Source organism: Acidovorax sp., from assembly GCF_046339755.1.
Lineage (GTDB): Bacteria > Pseudomonadota > Gammaproteobacteria > Burkholderiales > Burkholderiaceae_C > Acidovorax.
The window spans coordinates 1-16,361 of sequence record NZ_JBKDTZ010000395.1 but is presented as its reverse complement, the minus strand read 5'-3'; the positions used below and the strand labels follow the sequence as shown (position 1 = coordinate 16,361).

Genomic DNA, 16,361 nt, shown 5'->3' with positions numbered 1-16,361 from the left:
GCAGGTACAGCAGGCGGAAAGCGCGCTGGGCAAAACCACGCTGAGCGAGGCCGTGGCCAAGAACCTGTTCAAGCTCATGGCCTACAAGGACGAGTACGAGGTGGCGCGCCTGCACACCGACCGGGCCTTCACGGACAAGATCGCCAACATGTTCGAAGGCGACTACAAGCTGGTGCACCACCTCGCGCCGCCCATCACGGCCAAGAGGAACGAGCGCGGCGAACTGGTCAAGCAGCCCTTCGGCCCCTGGATGCGCAGCGCCTTCGGCGTGCTGGCCAAGCTCAAGGGCCTGCGCGGCACCGCTTTCGATCCATTCGGCCGCACCGAGGAGCGCCGCATGGAGCGCGCGCTGATCGTGGAGTACCGCGCCTGCATCGAGGAGCTGCTCAAGGGCCTGACGGCCGACAACCTGGCCTTGGCCGTGGAGATCGCACGCATTCCCGAAGACATCCGCGGCTACGGCCATGTGAAGGAGCGCCACCTGGCTGCGGCCCGCCCCAAGTGGGATGGCCTGATGGCCCAATGGCGCCGGGGCGGTGCGGTGCCGGTCGAGCGCCAGGCCGCTTGAAGTCCGGCGGCCTGGCCGCATCTTGACCGGAGAGCCCGCGCTTGCGCGGGCTTTTTGCTATCAGGGGTGTAGCGCTCTGCCCGCTGCAGGCCTGCCTGAAACGGCATTCTGTGGAGGGTAACAAACACCCGCTGCCACCTTGGGTCATACCCCTTGGGCGCGTGGCGGGGGCCCGCATACAATGTCCTGTTCCGCCCAGTGAGCGCACAAGTGCTGTCTGCAGGCGGTTTTCAGTGTGTTTTGACCATCCGTTGTGGAGTTCCGTCCGTGTTTATTTCTTCTGCTTTTGCCCAGACCGCTCCCGCCGCTGCCGCGGGCGGTGGCGACATGATGTCCTCGCTCACCGGCATGCTGCCCCTGGTGCTCATGTTCGTGGTGCTGTACTTCGTCATGATCCGCCCCCAGAGGAAGCGCCAGAAGGAGCACCGCGCCATGATCGATGCCATCGCCAAGGGCGATGAGGTGGCCACGGCGGGTGGCATCGTGGGCAAGGTCACGCGCCTGTCCGAAGGCTTCCTGCACCTGGAAATCGCCAATGGCGTGGAAATCCAGCTGCAACGCAGCGCCGTGGTGCAGGTCCTGCCCAAGGGCTCGGTCAAGTAAGGCCGCAAGCCCCCTGTGTCCGGGGCGCCCCGGCCCGAAAGGGCGGCGCCCCCTGAAGCTTTCCAAGAGGCAAGAGCGCGATCATGAACCGATATCCGGTGTGGAAGTACGCGATCCTGGTGATCGTGCTGCTGGTGGGGACCCTGTACACCCTGCCCAATTTCTTCGGCGAGGCGCCTGCGGTGCAGGTCTCTGCCGTCAAGTCTTCCGTGAAAGTGGACACCGCTGTGCTGCAGCGGGTGGAAGAGGCGCTCAAGGCGGCCAGCATCACGCCCGTGTCCGTGAGCCTGGAGGGCAACTCGGTGCGCGCGCAGCTCGACTCGGTGGACACCCAGGGCAAGGCCAAGGATGCGATCCAGAAGGTTCTGGTTCCCAATGAGTCCGATGCCTCCTACGTGGTGGCGCTCAACATGTTCTCGCTGTCGCCCAAGTGGCTGACCTCGATCCATGCCATGCCCATGTACCTGGGGCTGGACCTGCGCGGTGGCGTGCACTTCATGCTGCAGGTGGACATGCAGGCCGCGCTGACCAAGAAGGCCGAGTCCTATGCCGGCGACCTGCGCACCCTGCTGCGCGACAAGAACATCCGCCATGGCGGCATCAGCCGCGATGGCCAGGCCGTGGAGGTGCGCCTGCGCGACGAGGCCACGCTCACAGCGGCGCGCAACCTGGTCAGCGACCAGTTCCCCGACCTGGTGGCCACCAGCGTGCCCGATGGCAGCGAGTTCAAGCTGCGCGCCACCATCAAGCCCGAGGCCACGCGCCGCGTGCAGGAGCAGGCGCTCAAGCAGAACATGGTGACCCTGCACAACCGGATCAACGAGCTGGGCGTGGCCGAGCCCGTGATCCAGCAGCAGGGGCTTGACCGCATCGTCGTGCAGTTGCCGGGCGTGCAGGACACGGCCAAGGCCAAGGACATCCTGGGCCGCACCGCCACGCTGGAAGTGCGCATGGTCGACGAGGGCACCGAAGCCCGCGCGGCAGAATCGGGCCGCGGCCCGGTGCCGTTCGGTTCGGAGCGCTATCCTGATCGCGGCGGCCAGTCCATCGTGGTCAAGAAGCAGGTCATCCTGACCGGCGAGAACCTGACCGATGCCCAGCCGGGCTTCGACGGCCAGACCCAGGAGCCCACCGTGAACCTCACGCTGGACGCCAAGGGCTCGCGCATCTTCCGCGACGTCACGCGCGAGAACATCAACAAGCGCATGGCCATCGTGCTCTTCGAAAAGGGCAAGGGCGAAGTGGTCACGGCCCCCGTGATCCGCAGCGAAATCGGTGGCGGCCGGGTGCAGATCTCGGGCCGCATGACCACGGCCGAGGCCAATGACACGGCGCTGCTGCTGCGCGCCGGCTCGCTGGCCGCACCGATGGAGATCATCGAGGAATACACCATCGGCCCGAGCCTGGGTGCCGACAACATCGAACGCGGCATCCACAGCGTGGTCTGGGGCCTGGTGGCCATCGCGGCCTTCATGTGCTTCTACTACATGCTGTTCGGCGTGTTCTCCAGCGTGGCGCTGGCCGTCAACGTGCTGCTGCTGATGGCGATCCTGTCCATGCTGCAGGCCACGCTCACGCTGCCCGGCATCGCCGCCATGGCACTGGCCATCGGCGTGGCGATCGACTCCAACGTGCTGATCAACGAGCGCATCCGCGAGGAACTGCGCGCCGGACTGTCGCCGCAGGCGGCGATCCATGCGGGCTACGAGCGCGCCTGGGCGACCATCCTGGACTCCAACGTGACCACGCTGATCGCGGGCCTGGCGCTGCTCGCCTTCGGCTCCGGCCCGGTGCGCGGCTTTGCGGTGGTGCACTGCATCGGCATCCTGACCAGCATGTTCTCGGCCGTGTTCTTCTCGCGCGGCCTGGTGAATCTGTGGTACGGGCGCAAAAAGAAGCTCAAGAGCGTATCGATCGGCCAGATCTGGAAGCCGGACGCCGATACCGCTGTGGCCAAAACGAACTAAGGGGCAACGGCCATGGAATTCTTCCGCATCAAAAAAGACATCCCCTTCATGAAGCACGCGTTGATCTTCAACGCGATCTCTTTCATCACCTTCGCGCTGGCCGTGTTCTTCCTGCTCACGCGCGGCTTGCACCTGTCGGTGGAGTTCACGGGCGGCACGGTCATGGAAGTGGCCTACAGCCAGCCTGCCGAGCTGTCCAAGGTGCGCGAGACGGTGTCGGCGCTGGGCTACCCGGATGTGCAGGTGCAGACCTTCGGCTCGGCGCGCGACGTGATGATCCGCCTGCCCGTGCAGAAGGACGTGACTTCCGCGCAACAGAGCGAACGCGTGCTGACGGCCCTCAAGGCTGCCGACGCAGACGTGACGCTTCGCCGCACCGAGTTCGTCGGACCGCAGGTGGGCGAGGAGCTGGTGCACGGCGGCCTGATGGCCCTGGGCATGGTGGTGCTGGGCATCGTGATCTACCTGGCCTTTCGCTTCGAGTGGAAGTTCGGGGTCGCGGCCATCATCGCCAACCTGCACGACGTGGTGATCATCCTGGGCTTCTTCGCGTTCTTCCAGTGGGAGTTCTCGCTCTCGGTGCTGGCGGCCGTGCTGGCCGTGCTGGGCTACTCGGTCAACGAATCGGTGGTGATCTTCGACCGGATCCGCGAGGCCTTCCGCAAGTACCGCAAGATGACGACGCACGAGGTGATCGACCACGCCATCACCAGCACCATGAGCCGGACCATCATCACCCACGCCTCCACCGAGGCGATGGTGCTGTCGAGGTTCTTCTTCGGCGGGCCGAGCCTTCATTACTTTGCACTCGCGCTGACCATTGGTATCCTGTTCGGTATCTACTCGTCGGTGTTCGTGGCTGCGGCAATCGCCATGTGGCTGGGCGTCAAGCGTGAAGACCTGATCAAGACCACCACCAAAAAGGACGGCGATCCCAACGACCCCAACGCCGGGGCTACCGTTTGAACCGCTAATATTGGCGCATGCAAAATTCCCCTGCCCCCTCGCCGCAGCGCCGCCTGGCACGCCTGGCGCGCCAGCGGTTCGTCGAGGGGATCTGCGCAGGGATGGCGGAACTGGACAAGACCGTCGCTGACTTCCTGGGTGTGCTGATCGCGCAGACCGGCACGGCGCGCGAGATGCAGTCCCGCCGCGACACCTGGATGCTGTACCAGCAGCACCACGCCAAGTGGGTGTCGGCGACCAGCCAGGCATGGCAGGAAGCGCTGGCGCCGCACACCAGCGCGCGGCCGGGCCTGGCTGCGGCGGGCGGCAACAACCTGTCGTTCGAGCTGCTCAGCGACGACGTGGTGGAAAACAAGATCGTCGCTTCGCGCATGGCGCTGACCGTGGCCGAGCAGGCGGGCCAGCACTTCGATGCGGTGCGCCAGCGCACCCAGTCGCTCGAAGGGCAGGAGATCGACAGCAGCGACATCCTGCGCCCCGAAACCATCTGCCTGTTGCTGGTGCAGCAGTGGGTGGAAGCGGGGCTGCCGCGCACCGACCTGCTGACCGTGGTGGACCCGCTGCAGCGCGAGCTGGCGAACGTGCTGCAAAAGCAGTACCAGGCCACCAATACCTTCTATGTGGAACAGGGTGTGGCCGTACCCTCCGACCTGCGCTCGCGGGTAAAGCGCACGGGGGGCGGGGCCACCGGCGGCGGTGGAGTGGGTGGTGACACCGGTCCCGGCGGCCTGGCGTCGCAGGCGCTGGCCCAGTCGCGCGAAGCGATGATGGCAGCCGGCCGCCAGGCGGGCGGCCCGGCGGGCATGTACCCGCAGCAGATGCAGCCGGGTCCGCACATGCACGGGCAGCGCATGCCCCAGGGGCCGGGCTATCCCATGCCGCCGGGTGGCATGGGCATGGGCATGGGCTTTGCCACCGGCATGACACCGCTGATCCGCGCACGCCAGCGCGCCCAGGGCGTCATGGGCCAGCTGCGCCGCCTGCTCACCCAGCCCGCCACGGGCTTCGACATGGTCAAGGCACCGCCGGCCTCGGCGGCCCTGGCGCATGCCCTGTCGGCGCAGCGCGTGCAGGCCGAGACCTATTCCAGCGGCGTTGCCTCGCTCATGGAGTAATACAGCCCGGCGGCCGTGGTCCAGCTGGCCGGTGCCGTGCGCGAGCGCTCCACCGAGTTCAAGAACAAGGCTTCCACGGCCGGTGAAAAGGCGATCATCGAGGTCGTGGCCCTGATGTTCCAGAGCATCCTGGCCGAAGACCGCATCCCGCCTGCCGTGCGCGTGTGGTTTGCGCGCCTGCAGGTGCCGGTGCTGCGCGTGGCCCTGGCCGAGCCCGAGTTCTTCAGCAACCTGGACCACCCCGCGCGCCAGCTGATCGACCGCATGGGCGCCTGCGTGATGGGCTTCGACTCCACCAGCATCAACGGCAGCGCGCTCGAAGCCGAAATCCGCCGCGTGGTGCAGGTGATCGAGCAGTACCCCGAGACCGGCCGCCGCGTGTTCCAGCTGGTCTACGACGAGTTCGAGAAATTCCTGTCCAAGTTCCTCACCGAAAAGCAGTCCACCTCGCGCCTGGTCAGTGTGGCCCAGCAGGTCGAGCAGAAGGAAACCCTGGCGATCCAGTACACGATCGAGATGCGCACCATGCTCAAGGACATGCCGGTGCGCGACGAGATCCGTGAGTTCCTGTTCAAGACCTGGGCCGAGGTGCTGGCCCTGTCGGCCGTGCGCGATGGCGCCCAGCATGCCGACACCATCACCTTGAAGCGCACGGCGGCCGACCTGGTGTGGGCGGCCAGTGCCAAGCCCAACCGCAGCGACCGCGCGCAGGTGATCCAGAACCTGCCGGGGCTGCTGCAGCGCCTGCGCCAGGGCCTGGCGCTGATGGGCATCCACGATGCGCCGCAGGACGCCCTGATCAAGACGCTCACGGACACGCTGGCCGATGCCTTCCTGTCTAAGACGGCATCGATCCCGCAGGCCCACATCGATGCCATGGCCAAGCGCCTGGCCAACCTCGAGGACTTCATCAACGATGCGACGTTGGGCGACATGCCGCTCAATGCCGACAACATCGAGATGATGCTGGGCATCGATGCCTCGTCCATCCACGTCGTGGCCGACAACGGCGCGCCGGTGGACGAGGGCATGGTCGTCTGGGCACAGGAACTCAAGCCGGGCACCTGGTACACGCTGGACCACAACGGCGCATCGGCCCAGGTGCAGTACGCCTGGCACAGCCAGCGCAAGCAATTGCACCTGTTCGCCGCGGTGGACGGCAGCAGCTACCTGATCCAGCTGCGCCGCCTGGCGGCCTACCTGCAGGCGGGCCTGCTCGTCGCGCAGGACGAAGAAGGCATCACCACGCGCGCCACGCGCGACGCGCTGGCCAAGCTGGACGCCAATCCGGAGCGCCTGCTGGGCTGACCGGCGAATTGCGGCGCTGCCTTGGCCGGCGCCTGCGGTACACGCTATGCCGCGCCCATGCGCTGGAACAATCCTCCGGGCAGGCGCGCCACATTGCCGGAGAGTTCCAGTTCCAGCAACTGCACCTGCAGGCTGGCCGCATCCATGCCGGTGCGCGCCAGCAGGGCGTCCAGGCCCATGGGGTCGAATCCCAGGGCCTGCAGCAAGGGGCTGTCCTGCCGAGGGTGTCCGCGCCCGAGGCCTGGCGCACCCACAGCGCTCGCCGGGGCTGCGGACGCAGCGGGCAGGCGCAGCTCCTCCAGCACGTCCTGCGCCGACTCCACCAGCTTCGCACCCTGGCGGATGAGGGCATGGCATCCCCGGGACTGGGGCGAGTGGATGGAGCCCGGGATGGCGAACACCTCGCGGCCCTGCTCGGCCGCCAGCCGCGCGGTGATCAGCGAGCCCGACGCGAGGGCCGCCTCGACCACCAGCGTGCCCTGCGAGAGCCCCGAGATGATGCGGTTGCGTTTGGGGAAGTTGGGCGCCAGCGGTGGCGTGCCCAGCGGATACTCGCTCACCAGCAGCCCCTGCCGGGCGATGCGGTGCGCCAGCGCCCGGTTGGCGGCCGGGTAGACCCGGTCCAGGCCGGTTCCGACCACCGCAATCGTCGCCGGATGGTCTTCGTCCAGGCCGGCACTTTCCAGTGCGCCCTCGTGGGCAGCGGCGTCCACGCCCAACGCCAGGCCCGAGACGATGGTGAGGCCGGCGCCATGCAAGGATTTTGCGAACTGCCGGGCATGCTCCGCGCCCTGGGCCGTCGGGTTGCGGCTGCCCACCACGGCCAGGCAAGGCCGTTCGCCCAGCGGATGGGCGCACGCCAGGCTTGCTGCGGGACCCATCAGGTACAGCAGCAGCGGGGGATCATCGGTGTTCAAAAGGGCGCGCGGATAACCGGCGTCGCCCAATGTCAGCAGCGTGCGGGCTGCAGTGCCCGGCTCGGGGGCATCCTGCAGCCATTCCCAGGTGGTTTCCACCAGGTCCGCCAAGGTCGGCGGGATGGCGCGCAAGGCCTTGGCCTGGGCCGGGGTCACGCACTCCAGCAAGGCCGCTTCCGATTGATCGAAGATGGCCTGCGGCAGGCCGAACCGGGCCAGCAGAAGGCGTGCGGCAGCATTGCCCACGCCACGCGACAGCGTCAGCCTGAGCCAGGCCTGCAACTCGTCGTGGTCCATGGACATGGCGTGGCCTGGGTGGCTTCAAGGGCCTGGCGCATCCCCCCGCATGCCGGGCACCATGCCGGCTGCAGGGCGGTGGATGCGCCGGCGAATCACTCCTGCGGGCTGACCAGACGGTCGCCCACGCGCACGCCGGTGCGGATCTCCAGGATCAGTGCGTACGAGACCCGGTCGAAGGTGCGGAACACCATGGCCAGCCCATTGCTCTCGCTGGGCAGCTTGACCATCGGGAGTTTCGGGTCGGTCTTGTCCTTGATCACGTCGCCCTTGGTCAGCAGGCGCATCACATGGCCGGCCTCGATGCCATCACGGGTGCCCAGGTTGATGGCCACCACCTGGTTCTGGCCGGCCGAGCCTGCCGACGCGCCGGAGGCCGAGCTGCCATAGATGGAGACCACACGCGCCTCTGCGTCGTTCCGGGGCGCACGGGGTACATAGCTGATGAACTCGCGTGCGGGGGCGGGCAGCAGCCGGTCGCCAGCACGAATCTCTTCCTTGGCCGCTGTCAGGTCCACCGTGGCGGGAACGTAGTCGGTCTGGATGCCGCCCTTGCCGTTGGAGGATTTCTCGAAGCTCTCGCCGCGCACCAGTTCTGCCTTGCCCAGGTACTGGGCTTCGTATCCCAGGATCTCGCCTGTCATGGGATCCTTGAGCGCCACCGCATCGCGGAACACGCGGAACTGGCGGGGCTCGCCCGGCTCTATCGTCAGCGGCGTGGCGGCATCGCCGCGCACGTAGGCGCGGTCTCCGCTGGCCATCAGCACGCGCTCTTCCTGGGTGGCGATCACGCGCGGGGCGCGTTGCAGTACGCTGGCATCCACCACGATGGGCTCCACCAGGAACGGCTCGATCAGGTGCGGCTTGAGCGTCGGCAGTGCCGTGCTCGCCAGGCTGTCGCTGCGCGTGCTGGGAGAAACACGGACCGTGTCGGAAGAGCCGAGGCTGCCCGGGGCGGTGGTGCGCAGGCGCGCATAGCCACCGTCCTTGTCCAGGTACAGCGTCTGGCCAGGGAAGATCAGGTGCGGGTTGGGCAGGGCCTGCAGGTTCATGCCCCACAGCTCGGGCCAGCGCCAGGCGCTTTTGAGGTACAGCCCGGAGATGCCCCACAGAGTGTCTCCGCGCTTGACCACGTACACGTCGGGCGCGTTGGGCGACAGATCGGCCACAGGAACGCCGCGCTGCGACACTTCCTGCGCTTTGGCTCGCTGCTGGCCGGAAATGGGATGATTTTGCGCCTGGGCCGGTGCGACGAGCAAAGCGCCTGCGGCCACGGTCAGGGCGCCCAGGGCGGTTCGCCGCGCGCTGGTGAATGCCGTCATGTGTTTCCTTTTCTGATGCATTGTGAAACGCCCCCTCACTGGCGTCCGAACTGTGTTGCACATGCAAGCAGCCGGACGAATACGTTACAAACCTTCTTAGATTCTCTGCTCAAGCCCTTGATTCGGCAACGATTATTGAGTTGAGTATCTGCAGCTTGGGGCAAAAGTGGCGAAAATAGCGACATCTATTACCCGATTCCATGGCAATTCTCCCCATTCTCTGTTACCCGGACCCCCGGCTCCACAAGGTCGCCCGGCCGATCGAGGCCGTGGATGAGCGCCTCAAGGCCCTGGTGTCCGACATGCTGGCCACCATGTACGACGCCAACGGCATCGGCCTGGCGGCCACCCAGGTCGACGTGCATGAGCGGCTGATCGTGATCGACGTGTCCGAGGGGCGCAACGAACCCCTGGTGCTGATCAACCCCGAAATCGTCTGGGCCAGTCCCGAGAAGCACGTCAACGACGAGGGCTGCCTCTCGGTGCCCGGCATCTACGATGGGGTCGAGCGCCACGACGCGGTGCATGTGAAGGCGCTCGATGCCGACGGTCAGTCGCGCACCATCGAGGCCGAGGGCCTGCTGGCGGTCTGTATCCAGCACGAGATGGACCACCTGCTGGGCAAGGTGTTCGTGGAATACCTTTCACCCCTGAAGCGCAACCGCATCAAGACCAAGATGGTCAAGCAGCAGCGGGAGAGCCGCTGATGGCCGTGGTGGCGCCCCGCGTGCTGCGCGGTGCCGCTGTGCTGGCACTGGTGGCAGGGCTCGCGGGCTGTGCCGTGCCCTCGCGCGAGCCGCTGGGCACCCCGCGTGCCCAGGTGCTGGCGCGTCTGGGGCAGCCCACCTCCGTCCACCCGCTGGCCCTGGGTGAGCGGCTGATGTACTCCCAGTTGCCTGCCGGCACCGAGGTCTACAACCTCGATTTCGATGCGGCCGGCCGCCTGGTGCGCACCGAACAGGTCCTCACCCAGACCCGGCTGGAGAGCATTCCGCTGGACCAGTGGGCTGTGGCCGACCTGCTGCGCACCTTCGGCCCGCCGCTGCGCGTGGAGCGGGTGGCGCGCTGGAACGGGGACATCTGGACCTACCGCTTCAAGCAGGGCTCCGACCCGCGCTTCGCGCACGTGCACCTTGATCCCTCGGGGGTGGTGCGCCGCATCGGCTTCACCGACGATATTCCCAATACCGACAAAGGACGCGACTGATCGTCCGTGTTGCAGAAAGCCCCATGAACGTCATTTTTGCCGGCACGCCCGAGTTCGCCCGCGTGGCCCTCGAGCGCCTGCTGAAGGCCGGCTTCACCGTCCCCCTGGTCCTCACCCAGCCTGATCGCCCTGCCGGCCGGGGCATGAAGCTGCAGGCTTCCCCGGTCAAGCAGTGTGCCCTGGACCACGGTATTCCCGTGGCGCAGCCCAGAAGCCTGCGCCTGGATGGCAAGTACCCCGAGGACGCGGCCACTGCGCGCGAAGCCCTGCTGGCCGCCCGGGCCGACGCCATGGTGGTGGCCGCCTATGGCCTGATCCTGCCGCAGTGGGTGCTGGACCTGCCGCGCCTGGGCTGCCTGAACATCCATGCCAGCCTGCTGCCGCGCTGGCGCGGCGCCGCGCCCATCCACCGCGCCATCGAGGCGGGAGACGCCGAAACCGGCGTCACCATCATGCAGATGGATGCCGGCCTGGACACGGGCGACATGCTGCTCACCGAACGCACGGCCATCACGGCCACCGACACCACGGCCACCCTGCACGACCGACTGGCGCAGCTGGGCGGCCGCATGGCCGTGGAGGCCCTCGAGCTGGCAGCCTGCGGCGGCCTCGCGCCCGTGGTGCAGCCGGCCGAGGGTGTGACCTACGCACACAAGATCGAAAAGGCCGAAAGCGCCATCGACTGGTCGTTGCCCGCCCGGATCATCGGCCAGCGCATCCGTGCCTTCGATCCTTTCCCGGGCGCCAGCACCCGCCTGGGCGACGAAACCATCAAGCTGTGGGACGGCGCCGCCGAGGCGGAGGATGGCCCTGCCGGGTCCGTACCCGGGCAGGTGCTGGCCGCCGATGGCTCGGGCGTCACCGTGGCCTGCGGCTCGGGGCGGTTGCGCCTGACCACCCTGCAGCGTGCCGGTGGCAAGCGGCTGGCGGCCGCGGACTTCCTGCGCGGCTTCGACGACCTGCAGCCTGGCGCCGTGCTGGGTGGCAGCGTCGCGGCCGGCGCTGGCGGTGTGCCATGAGCACGCTGGCGCAGAAGGTCTCTGGCACGGTCCACAATCCGCATTTCCGCCTGGCCGCCGTGGACATGGCCGGCACCTCCCTGGGCATCGCGGCCTGGGGCCTCGTCACCGGCGTGGCCATGGTCAAGAGCGGCATGTCCGTGTCGCTCGCGCTGCTGATGTCGCTGGTGGTCTATGCGGGCAGCGCCCAGCTGGCCGTGATTCCTCTGCTCACCGTGGGCGCGCCGCTGTGGGTGATCTGGCTCACGGCCTCGTGCGTGAACCTTCGCTTCGTCATCTTCAGCAGCATGTGGCGCAGCTACTTTGCCCACCGTCCACTGCGGGAGCGCTTGGCCATCGGCTACTTCAGCGGCGACGTGATCTACGTGGCCTTCATGAAGCGCTTCCCGGAGCCCAAGCCCCAGCCCGAGCAGATGCCTTATTTCTGGGGGGCGGCCGCCACCAACTGGATGGCCTGGCAGGTGCCTTCCATTGCCGGCATCCTGCTGGCCAATGCCGTGCCCCTGTCCTGGGGCCTGGGCTTTGCGGGCGTGCTGGCGCTGCTGGGCGTGCTGCTGTCGCTGCTGTTCGACCGCGCCACGTGGCTGGCTACGGGCGTGGCGGCCACGGCGGCCGTGGCGGCCTTCGCACTGCCCCTCAAGCTCAACATCCTGGTGGCGATCGCGGCCGCCGTCGCCGTGGGCCTGCTGATGGAGGCGGTGGACCGGCGCCGCAAGAACCACCACCCCGAGATGCTGCTGGTGCCTGCCGACAGCGTGATGCCACCCGGGGAGCGGCAGCACATCAAGGATGGCGACGTGGTGCCCCTGCGCGAGGAGCGCCACCCATGAGCAGCAACTGGATCGAAATCACCATCGCCATCCTCGGGCTGGCCGTGATCACCGTGGTGTCGCGCGCCTTTTTCATGATCCCCGAGCGCGAACTGCCCCTGCCCGACTGGCTCAAGCGTGGCCTCAAGTACGCGCCGCTGGCCGCGCTCACGGCCGTGATTGCGCCCGAGATCCTCATGACCCAGGGCGAACTGCTCGACACCTTCAAGGATGCGCGCCTGCCGGCCGTGCTGCTGGCGAGCGCCTACTACTTCTGGAAGCGCGGCATCCTGGGCACCATCGTCGTGGGCATGGTGGTCTACCTACCTCTGCACATCGGCTGGGGCTGGTAGGCGGGCATCTGGAGGGGGCGGCGGCCCCCTTTAAAATGGCGGGCTTCAGTGCCCCATCCAGGAACCCTGCCTCCATGAACATCCTCCGCTTCTCCGATCTGTGCGCCCAGGGCAAGGCCCAAGGCCGGCGCGTCTTCATCCGTGCCGACCTCAACGTGCCGCAGGACGACAGTGGCGCCATCACCGAAGACACGCGCATCCGCGCCTCCATTCCCTGCATCCAGATGGCCCTGGATGCCGGCGCCGCCGTGATGGTCACCAGCCACCTGGGCCGTCCCACCGAAGGCGAGTTCAAGCCCGAGGACACCCTGGCCCCCGTGGCTACGCGCCTGGGCGAACTGCTGGGCCGCAACGTGCCACTGGTCTCCAACTGGGTCGATGGCGTGAGCGTAGCCCCGGGCCAGATCGTGCTGCTGGAGAACTGCCGCCTCAACGTGGGCGAGAAGAAGAACAAGGAAGAACTGGCGCGCAAGATGGCCGCCCTGTGCGACATCTTCGTCAACGATGCCTTCGGCACCGCCCACCGCGCCGAGGGCACGACCTACGGCATCGCCCAGTTCGCCCCCATCGCCTGCGCCGGCCCGCTGCTCTCGGCCGAGATCGACGCGCTGACCAAGGCCCTGGCCCAGCCCCAGCGCCCGCTGGTGGCCATCGTGGCGGGCTCCAAGGTGTCGAGCAAGCTCACCATCCTCAAAAGCCTGGCCGACAAGGTCGACCAGCTCATCGTGGGCGGCGGTATTGCCAACACCTTCATGCTGGCTGCGGGCCTGCCGATCGGCAAGAGCCTGGCCGAGCCCGACCTGGTGGAAGAGGCGCGCGCCGTGATGGACGCCATGAAGGCCCGCGGCGCTGAGGTGCCGATTCCCACCGATGTGGTGACGGCCATGGCCTTTGCGGCCGATGCCCCCGCCACCACCAAGGCCGCCGCCGACGTGGGTGCCGACGACATGATCCTGGACATCGGTCCCCAGACGGCCGCACAGCTGGCGGGCAAGCTCAAATCGGCCGGCACCATCGTCTGGAACGGGCCGGTCGGCGTGTTCGAGTTCCCGGCCTTTGAAAATGGCACGCGCGAGATTGCCGCCGCCATTGCCGAGTCGCCGGCATTCAGCATCGCTGGCGGTGGAGATACTCTGGCAGCCATCGCCAAATACGGCATCGAGAAACAGGTCGGCTATATCTCCACCGGAGGGGGGGCCTTTCTGGAAGTGCTGGAGGGCAAAACGCTGCCGGCTTTCGAGATATTGGAAAAACGTGCAGTTGCAAAATAACCAATTTGGTTACATTCTTCTCCTTTGAATCAAGGCCGTTGCGACGGCCTTTTTTCATGTCCGAAGGGTTGTGCAAGGCCGGTGAGGGCGGCCCGCCGACGGCTTTCCGGCCTCGGCCCGCCTAAAATCGGGGCCATGACCTTTCTTGACATGCTGCGCGACGCGTCCGCACAGAACAACTCCATGCTGTGCGTGGGCCTGGATCCCGAGCCCACCCGTTTCCCTGCAGCGCTCAAGGGCGATGCGCGCAAGATCTACGATTTCTGCGCCGCCATTGTCGATGCCACGGCCGACCTGGCCTGCTCTTTCAAGCCCCAGATCGCCTACTTTGCCGCCCATGGCGCGGAAGACCAGCTCGAACGCCTCATGCAGCACATGCGTGCCAACGCGCCGCACGTGCCTGTGATTCTCGACGCCAAGCGCGGGGACATCGGCTCCACGGCCGAGCAGTACGCCAGGGAGGCGTTCGAGCGCTACGGGGCCGATGCCGTCACGCTGTCGCCTTTCATGGGCTTCGACTCCATCGAACCTTATCTGGCCTACCATGGCAAGGGCGCCTTCCTGCTGTGCCGTACTTCCAACCCCGGTGGCGACGACCTGCAGATCCAGCGCCTGTCCAGCGTGGAAGGCGAGCCGCTGCTGTACGAGCACGTGGCACGCCTGGCCCAGGGCCCCTGGAACCGCAACGGCCAGTTGGGCCTGGTCGTGGGCGCCACCTACCCGCAGGAGATTGAGCGCGTGCGCGCCATCGCGCCCACGCTGCCGCTGCTGATCCCGGGTGTCGGAGCCCAGGGCGGCGACGCCGTGGCCACGGTGCGTGCCGGCCTGCGCGAGGGCGGGCCGATCATCGTGAACTCGTCGCGCTCCATCCTGTATGCCTCGGGCGGTGAGGACTTTGCCAGCGCTGCGCGCGCCGAGGCCATGCGCACGCGCGCCGTGCTGGAAGCTGCCAAGGGCTGATGGCCTCTGCGCCGTCGGTGCCAGGAAACTGCGGCAAGGAGCTTCGATGCAACTGAAGTGGCTGGAAGACTTCATCGTGCTCGCGCAGGAGCGCAGCTTCACGCGTGCCGCAGAGCTGCGGCATGTCACCCACCCCGCCTTCGGGCGGCGCATCCGGGCGCTGGAAGAATGGGCCGGCACGCCGCTGGTGGAAAAGGGCGGAGGCCCGGTCACGCTCACGGCCGCCGGCAAGCGCTTTTTGGAGACGGCGGGCCAGATGGCAAGCAGCCTGGCCCAGTCGCACGAAGAACTGCAGAGCATGGCCGGGCGAACCGCCCGCACCGTGACCATCGTCACCGGCCGCACCCTGGCGCGCACCCTGCTGGCCGACTGGCTGGTGCGGCTGCCGCGCGCATTGCATGCCAGCGAGCTGTGCATCCGCACCGGCTCCCTGGCCGAAACGGTGGCCCAACTCGAACGGGGTGATGCGGATTTCTCGCTGGTCTACCACCACACTGCCCTGGCGGTGCGGCTCGAGGCCCGGCAGTTCAGCCATGTCACGGTGGCCAGCGACCGGCTCGTGCCCGTTGCGCGCGCCACCACGCAAGGCCAGCCGCAGCACCGCTTCGACCCCGCGGCGCCGGCAACGGCCTATCTGGCCTATGCCCCCCAGCTCGCGCTGGGCCGGCTGGTCGAAGACCACCTGGCCAACCACCCCCACGCGCCCCGGCTGCAGCGCGTGGTGGAGTGCGATTCGCCCGACGCCCTGTACGAGTACACCTTGCGCGGGGTGGGTGTGGCCTGGCTGCCGTGGTCGCTGGTGCATGCCGACTGCAAGGGGCAGCGCCTGGCGCTGGCCGGCGATGCGCGCATGGAGGTGCGTTTCGATGTGCGCCTGTACCGGCCCAAGCGCCGGCTCACTGACCTGGCCGAAGCCTTCTGGCAGGCGTTTGCGCAACGCTGACCCCGCAAAGACAGAACTCAAACGGCACATCTTGGTGCCATTTCGGCACCACTGGTCTCTGTCAGCATTCTCACAATGGCTTACATACCAAGCCCTGACCCCACCCGATGAGGAGTTCGATTGTGAAGAAAACCGAGCATTTCGCGCGCCGCGCCGCACTGCTGTGCGCCCTGGCTTCCTGCTTTGCCGCCGTGCCCGCGCTGGCGCAGGACGCCTACCCCTCCAAGCCCATCACCATCGTCGTGGGCTACCCGCCCGGTGGCAGCACCGACCTCACGGGGCGTGCCGTGGCGCAGGAACTGGGCTTGAAGCTCGGTGTGCCGGGGGTGATCGAGAACATCGGCGGTGCGGGCGGCGCCATCGGCGCCCAGAAGGTGGCCAGCGCCGCACCCGACGGCTACACCCTGCTGGTCGGCGCCAGCAACGAGATCGCGATCAACAAGCTGGTGACCAAGAAGGTCAAGTACGACGTCAAGGACTTCACGGCCATCGGCCTCGTGGCTTCGCAGCCCCTGGTGCTGGTCGCGTCGCCCGGCGCAGGCGTGAAGAACGTGGCCGAGTTCACGCAGAAGGTCGCCAAGAACCCCGGCAAGTACAGCTACGGCAGCTCGGGTGTGGGCACCTCGCTGCACCTGGCCGGCGAGATGGTCAAGGAGCAGTGCAAGCTGTTCATGACGCATCTCCCCTACCGCGCCGTGGCGCAGGACCAGTGCGTGCGCTTCCTGGAGCAATCGGG

General features: G+C 67.4%; 15 protein-coding genes and 1 pseudogene. 14 read left to right on the top strand and 2 right to left on the bottom strand.

The features are described 5' to 3' along the window. The 5 genes and pseudogenes from ACK59X_RS33680 to ACK59X_RS33660 form a co-directional block, all read left to right on the top strand. A partial coding sequence (locus ACK59X_RS33680; protein ID WP_409963705.1) for a DUF6537 domain-containing protein occupies positions 1 to 568 on the top strand: 568 nt, incomplete at its 5' end. A gap of 267 nt (positions 569 to 835) precedes the next feature. Then, positions 836 to 1,171 (top strand): preprotein translocase subunit YajC, encoded by a 336-nt coding sequence (gene yajC, locus ACK59X_RS33675; protein ID WP_409963703.1) that lies wholly within the window; start codon positions 836 to 838, stop codon positions 1,169 to 1,171. Between the two features lie 83 nt (positions 1,172 to 1,254). Continuing rightward, on the top strand, positions 1,255 to 3,138 hold the full coding sequence (gene secD / locus ACK59X_RS33670) for a protein translocase subunit SecD (RefSeq protein ID WP_409963701.1): 1,884 nt from the start codon (positions 1,255 to 1,257) through the stop codon (positions 3,136 to 3,138). A gap of 12 nt (positions 3,139 to 3,150) precedes the next feature. Next, positions 3,151 to 4,104, top strand: coding sequence for a protein translocase subunit SecF (gene secF, locus ACK59X_RS33665; protein WP_409963699.1), 954 nt, complete (start codon positions 3,151 to 3,153; stop codon positions 4,102 to 4,104). 17 nt (positions 4,105 to 4,121) lie between these two features. Then, a pseudogene (locus tag ACK59X_RS33660) lies at positions 4,122 to 6,527 on the top strand (DUF1631 family protein). Positions 6,528 to 6,571: 44 nt separating this feature from the next. Here ACK59X_RS33660 and dprA read toward each other — a convergent pair. Together dprA and ACK59X_RS33650 are read right to left on the bottom strand one after the other, a co-directional pair. After that, positions 6,572 to 7,741, bottom strand: coding sequence for a DNA-processing protein DprA (gene dprA / locus ACK59X_RS33655; RefSeq protein WP_409963707.1), 1,170 nt, complete (start codon positions 7,739 to 7,741; stop codon positions 6,572 to 6,574). Between the two features lie 95 nt (positions 7,742 to 7,836). Next, on the bottom strand, positions 7,837 to 9,063 hold the full coding sequence (locus tag ACK59X_RS33650) for a LysM peptidoglycan-binding domain-containing protein (RefSeq protein ID WP_409963697.1): 1,227 nt from the start codon (positions 9,061 to 9,063) through the stop codon (positions 7,837 to 7,839). A gap of 200 nt (positions 9,064 to 9,263) precedes the next feature. Between ACK59X_RS33650 and def the strand changes: the two genes are divergently transcribed. From def to ACK59X_RS33605, 9 genes are all read left to right on the top strand, one after another. After that, a complete protein-coding gene (gene def / locus ACK59X_RS33645) occupies positions 9,264 to 9,770 on the top strand; it encodes a peptide deformylase (protein ID WP_409963695.1) in 507 nt (168 codons plus the stop codon). Continuing rightward, positions 9,770 to 10,270 carry a hypothetical protein gene (locus tag ACK59X_RS33640; RefSeq protein ID WP_409963693.1) on the top strand — a complete coding sequence of 167 codons (501 nt, stop codon included), beginning with the start codon at positions 9,770 to 9,772 and terminating at the stop codon, positions 10,268 to 10,270. Before def ends, ACK59X_RS33640 begins: the two co-directional genes overlap by 1 nt. Positions 10,271 to 10,293: 23 nt before the next feature. Further along, entirely contained in the window at positions 10,294 to 11,289 is a 996-nt protein-coding gene (fmt, locus tag ACK59X_RS33635; RefSeq protein WP_409963691.1) for a methionyl-tRNA formyltransferase, read from the top strand. Next, entirely contained in the window at positions 11,286 to 12,119 is an 834-nt protein-coding gene (locus ACK59X_RS33630; protein ID WP_409963689.1) for an AzlC family ABC transporter permease, read from the top strand. The genes fmt and ACK59X_RS33630 overlap by 4 nt, the downstream gene beginning before the upstream one ends. Then, positions 12,116 to 12,451, top strand: coding sequence for an AzlD domain-containing protein (locus tag ACK59X_RS33625; RefSeq protein ID WP_409963687.1), 336 nt, complete (start codon positions 12,116 to 12,118; stop codon positions 12,449 to 12,451). The genes ACK59X_RS33630 and ACK59X_RS33625 overlap by 4 nt, the downstream gene beginning before the upstream one ends. 74 nt (positions 12,452 to 12,525) lie before the next feature. Beyond that, entirely contained in the window at positions 12,526 to 13,722 is a 1,197-nt protein-coding gene (locus tag ACK59X_RS33620) for a phosphoglycerate kinase (RefSeq protein ID WP_409963685.1), read from the top strand. A gap of 135 nt (positions 13,723 to 13,857) precedes the next feature. Next, positions 13,858 to 14,682: an orotidine-5'-phosphate decarboxylase gene (gene pyrF, locus ACK59X_RS33615; protein ID WP_409963683.1), complete on the top strand. Its 825-nt coding sequence runs from the start codon at positions 13,858 to 13,860 to the stop codon at positions 14,680 to 14,682. Between the two features lie 46 nt (positions 14,683 to 14,728). Continuing rightward, on the top strand, positions 14,729 to 15,625 hold the full coding sequence (locus ACK59X_RS33610) for a LysR family transcriptional regulator (protein ID WP_409963681.1): 897 nt from the start codon (positions 14,729 to 14,731) through the stop codon (positions 15,623 to 15,625). A 107-nt stretch (positions 15,626 to 15,732) separates the two neighbouring features. After that, positions 15,733 to 16,361: Bug family tripartite tricarboxylate transporter substrate binding protein (locus ACK59X_RS33605; protein WP_409963679.1), on the top strand; the 629-nt coding region annotated here is incomplete at its 3' end.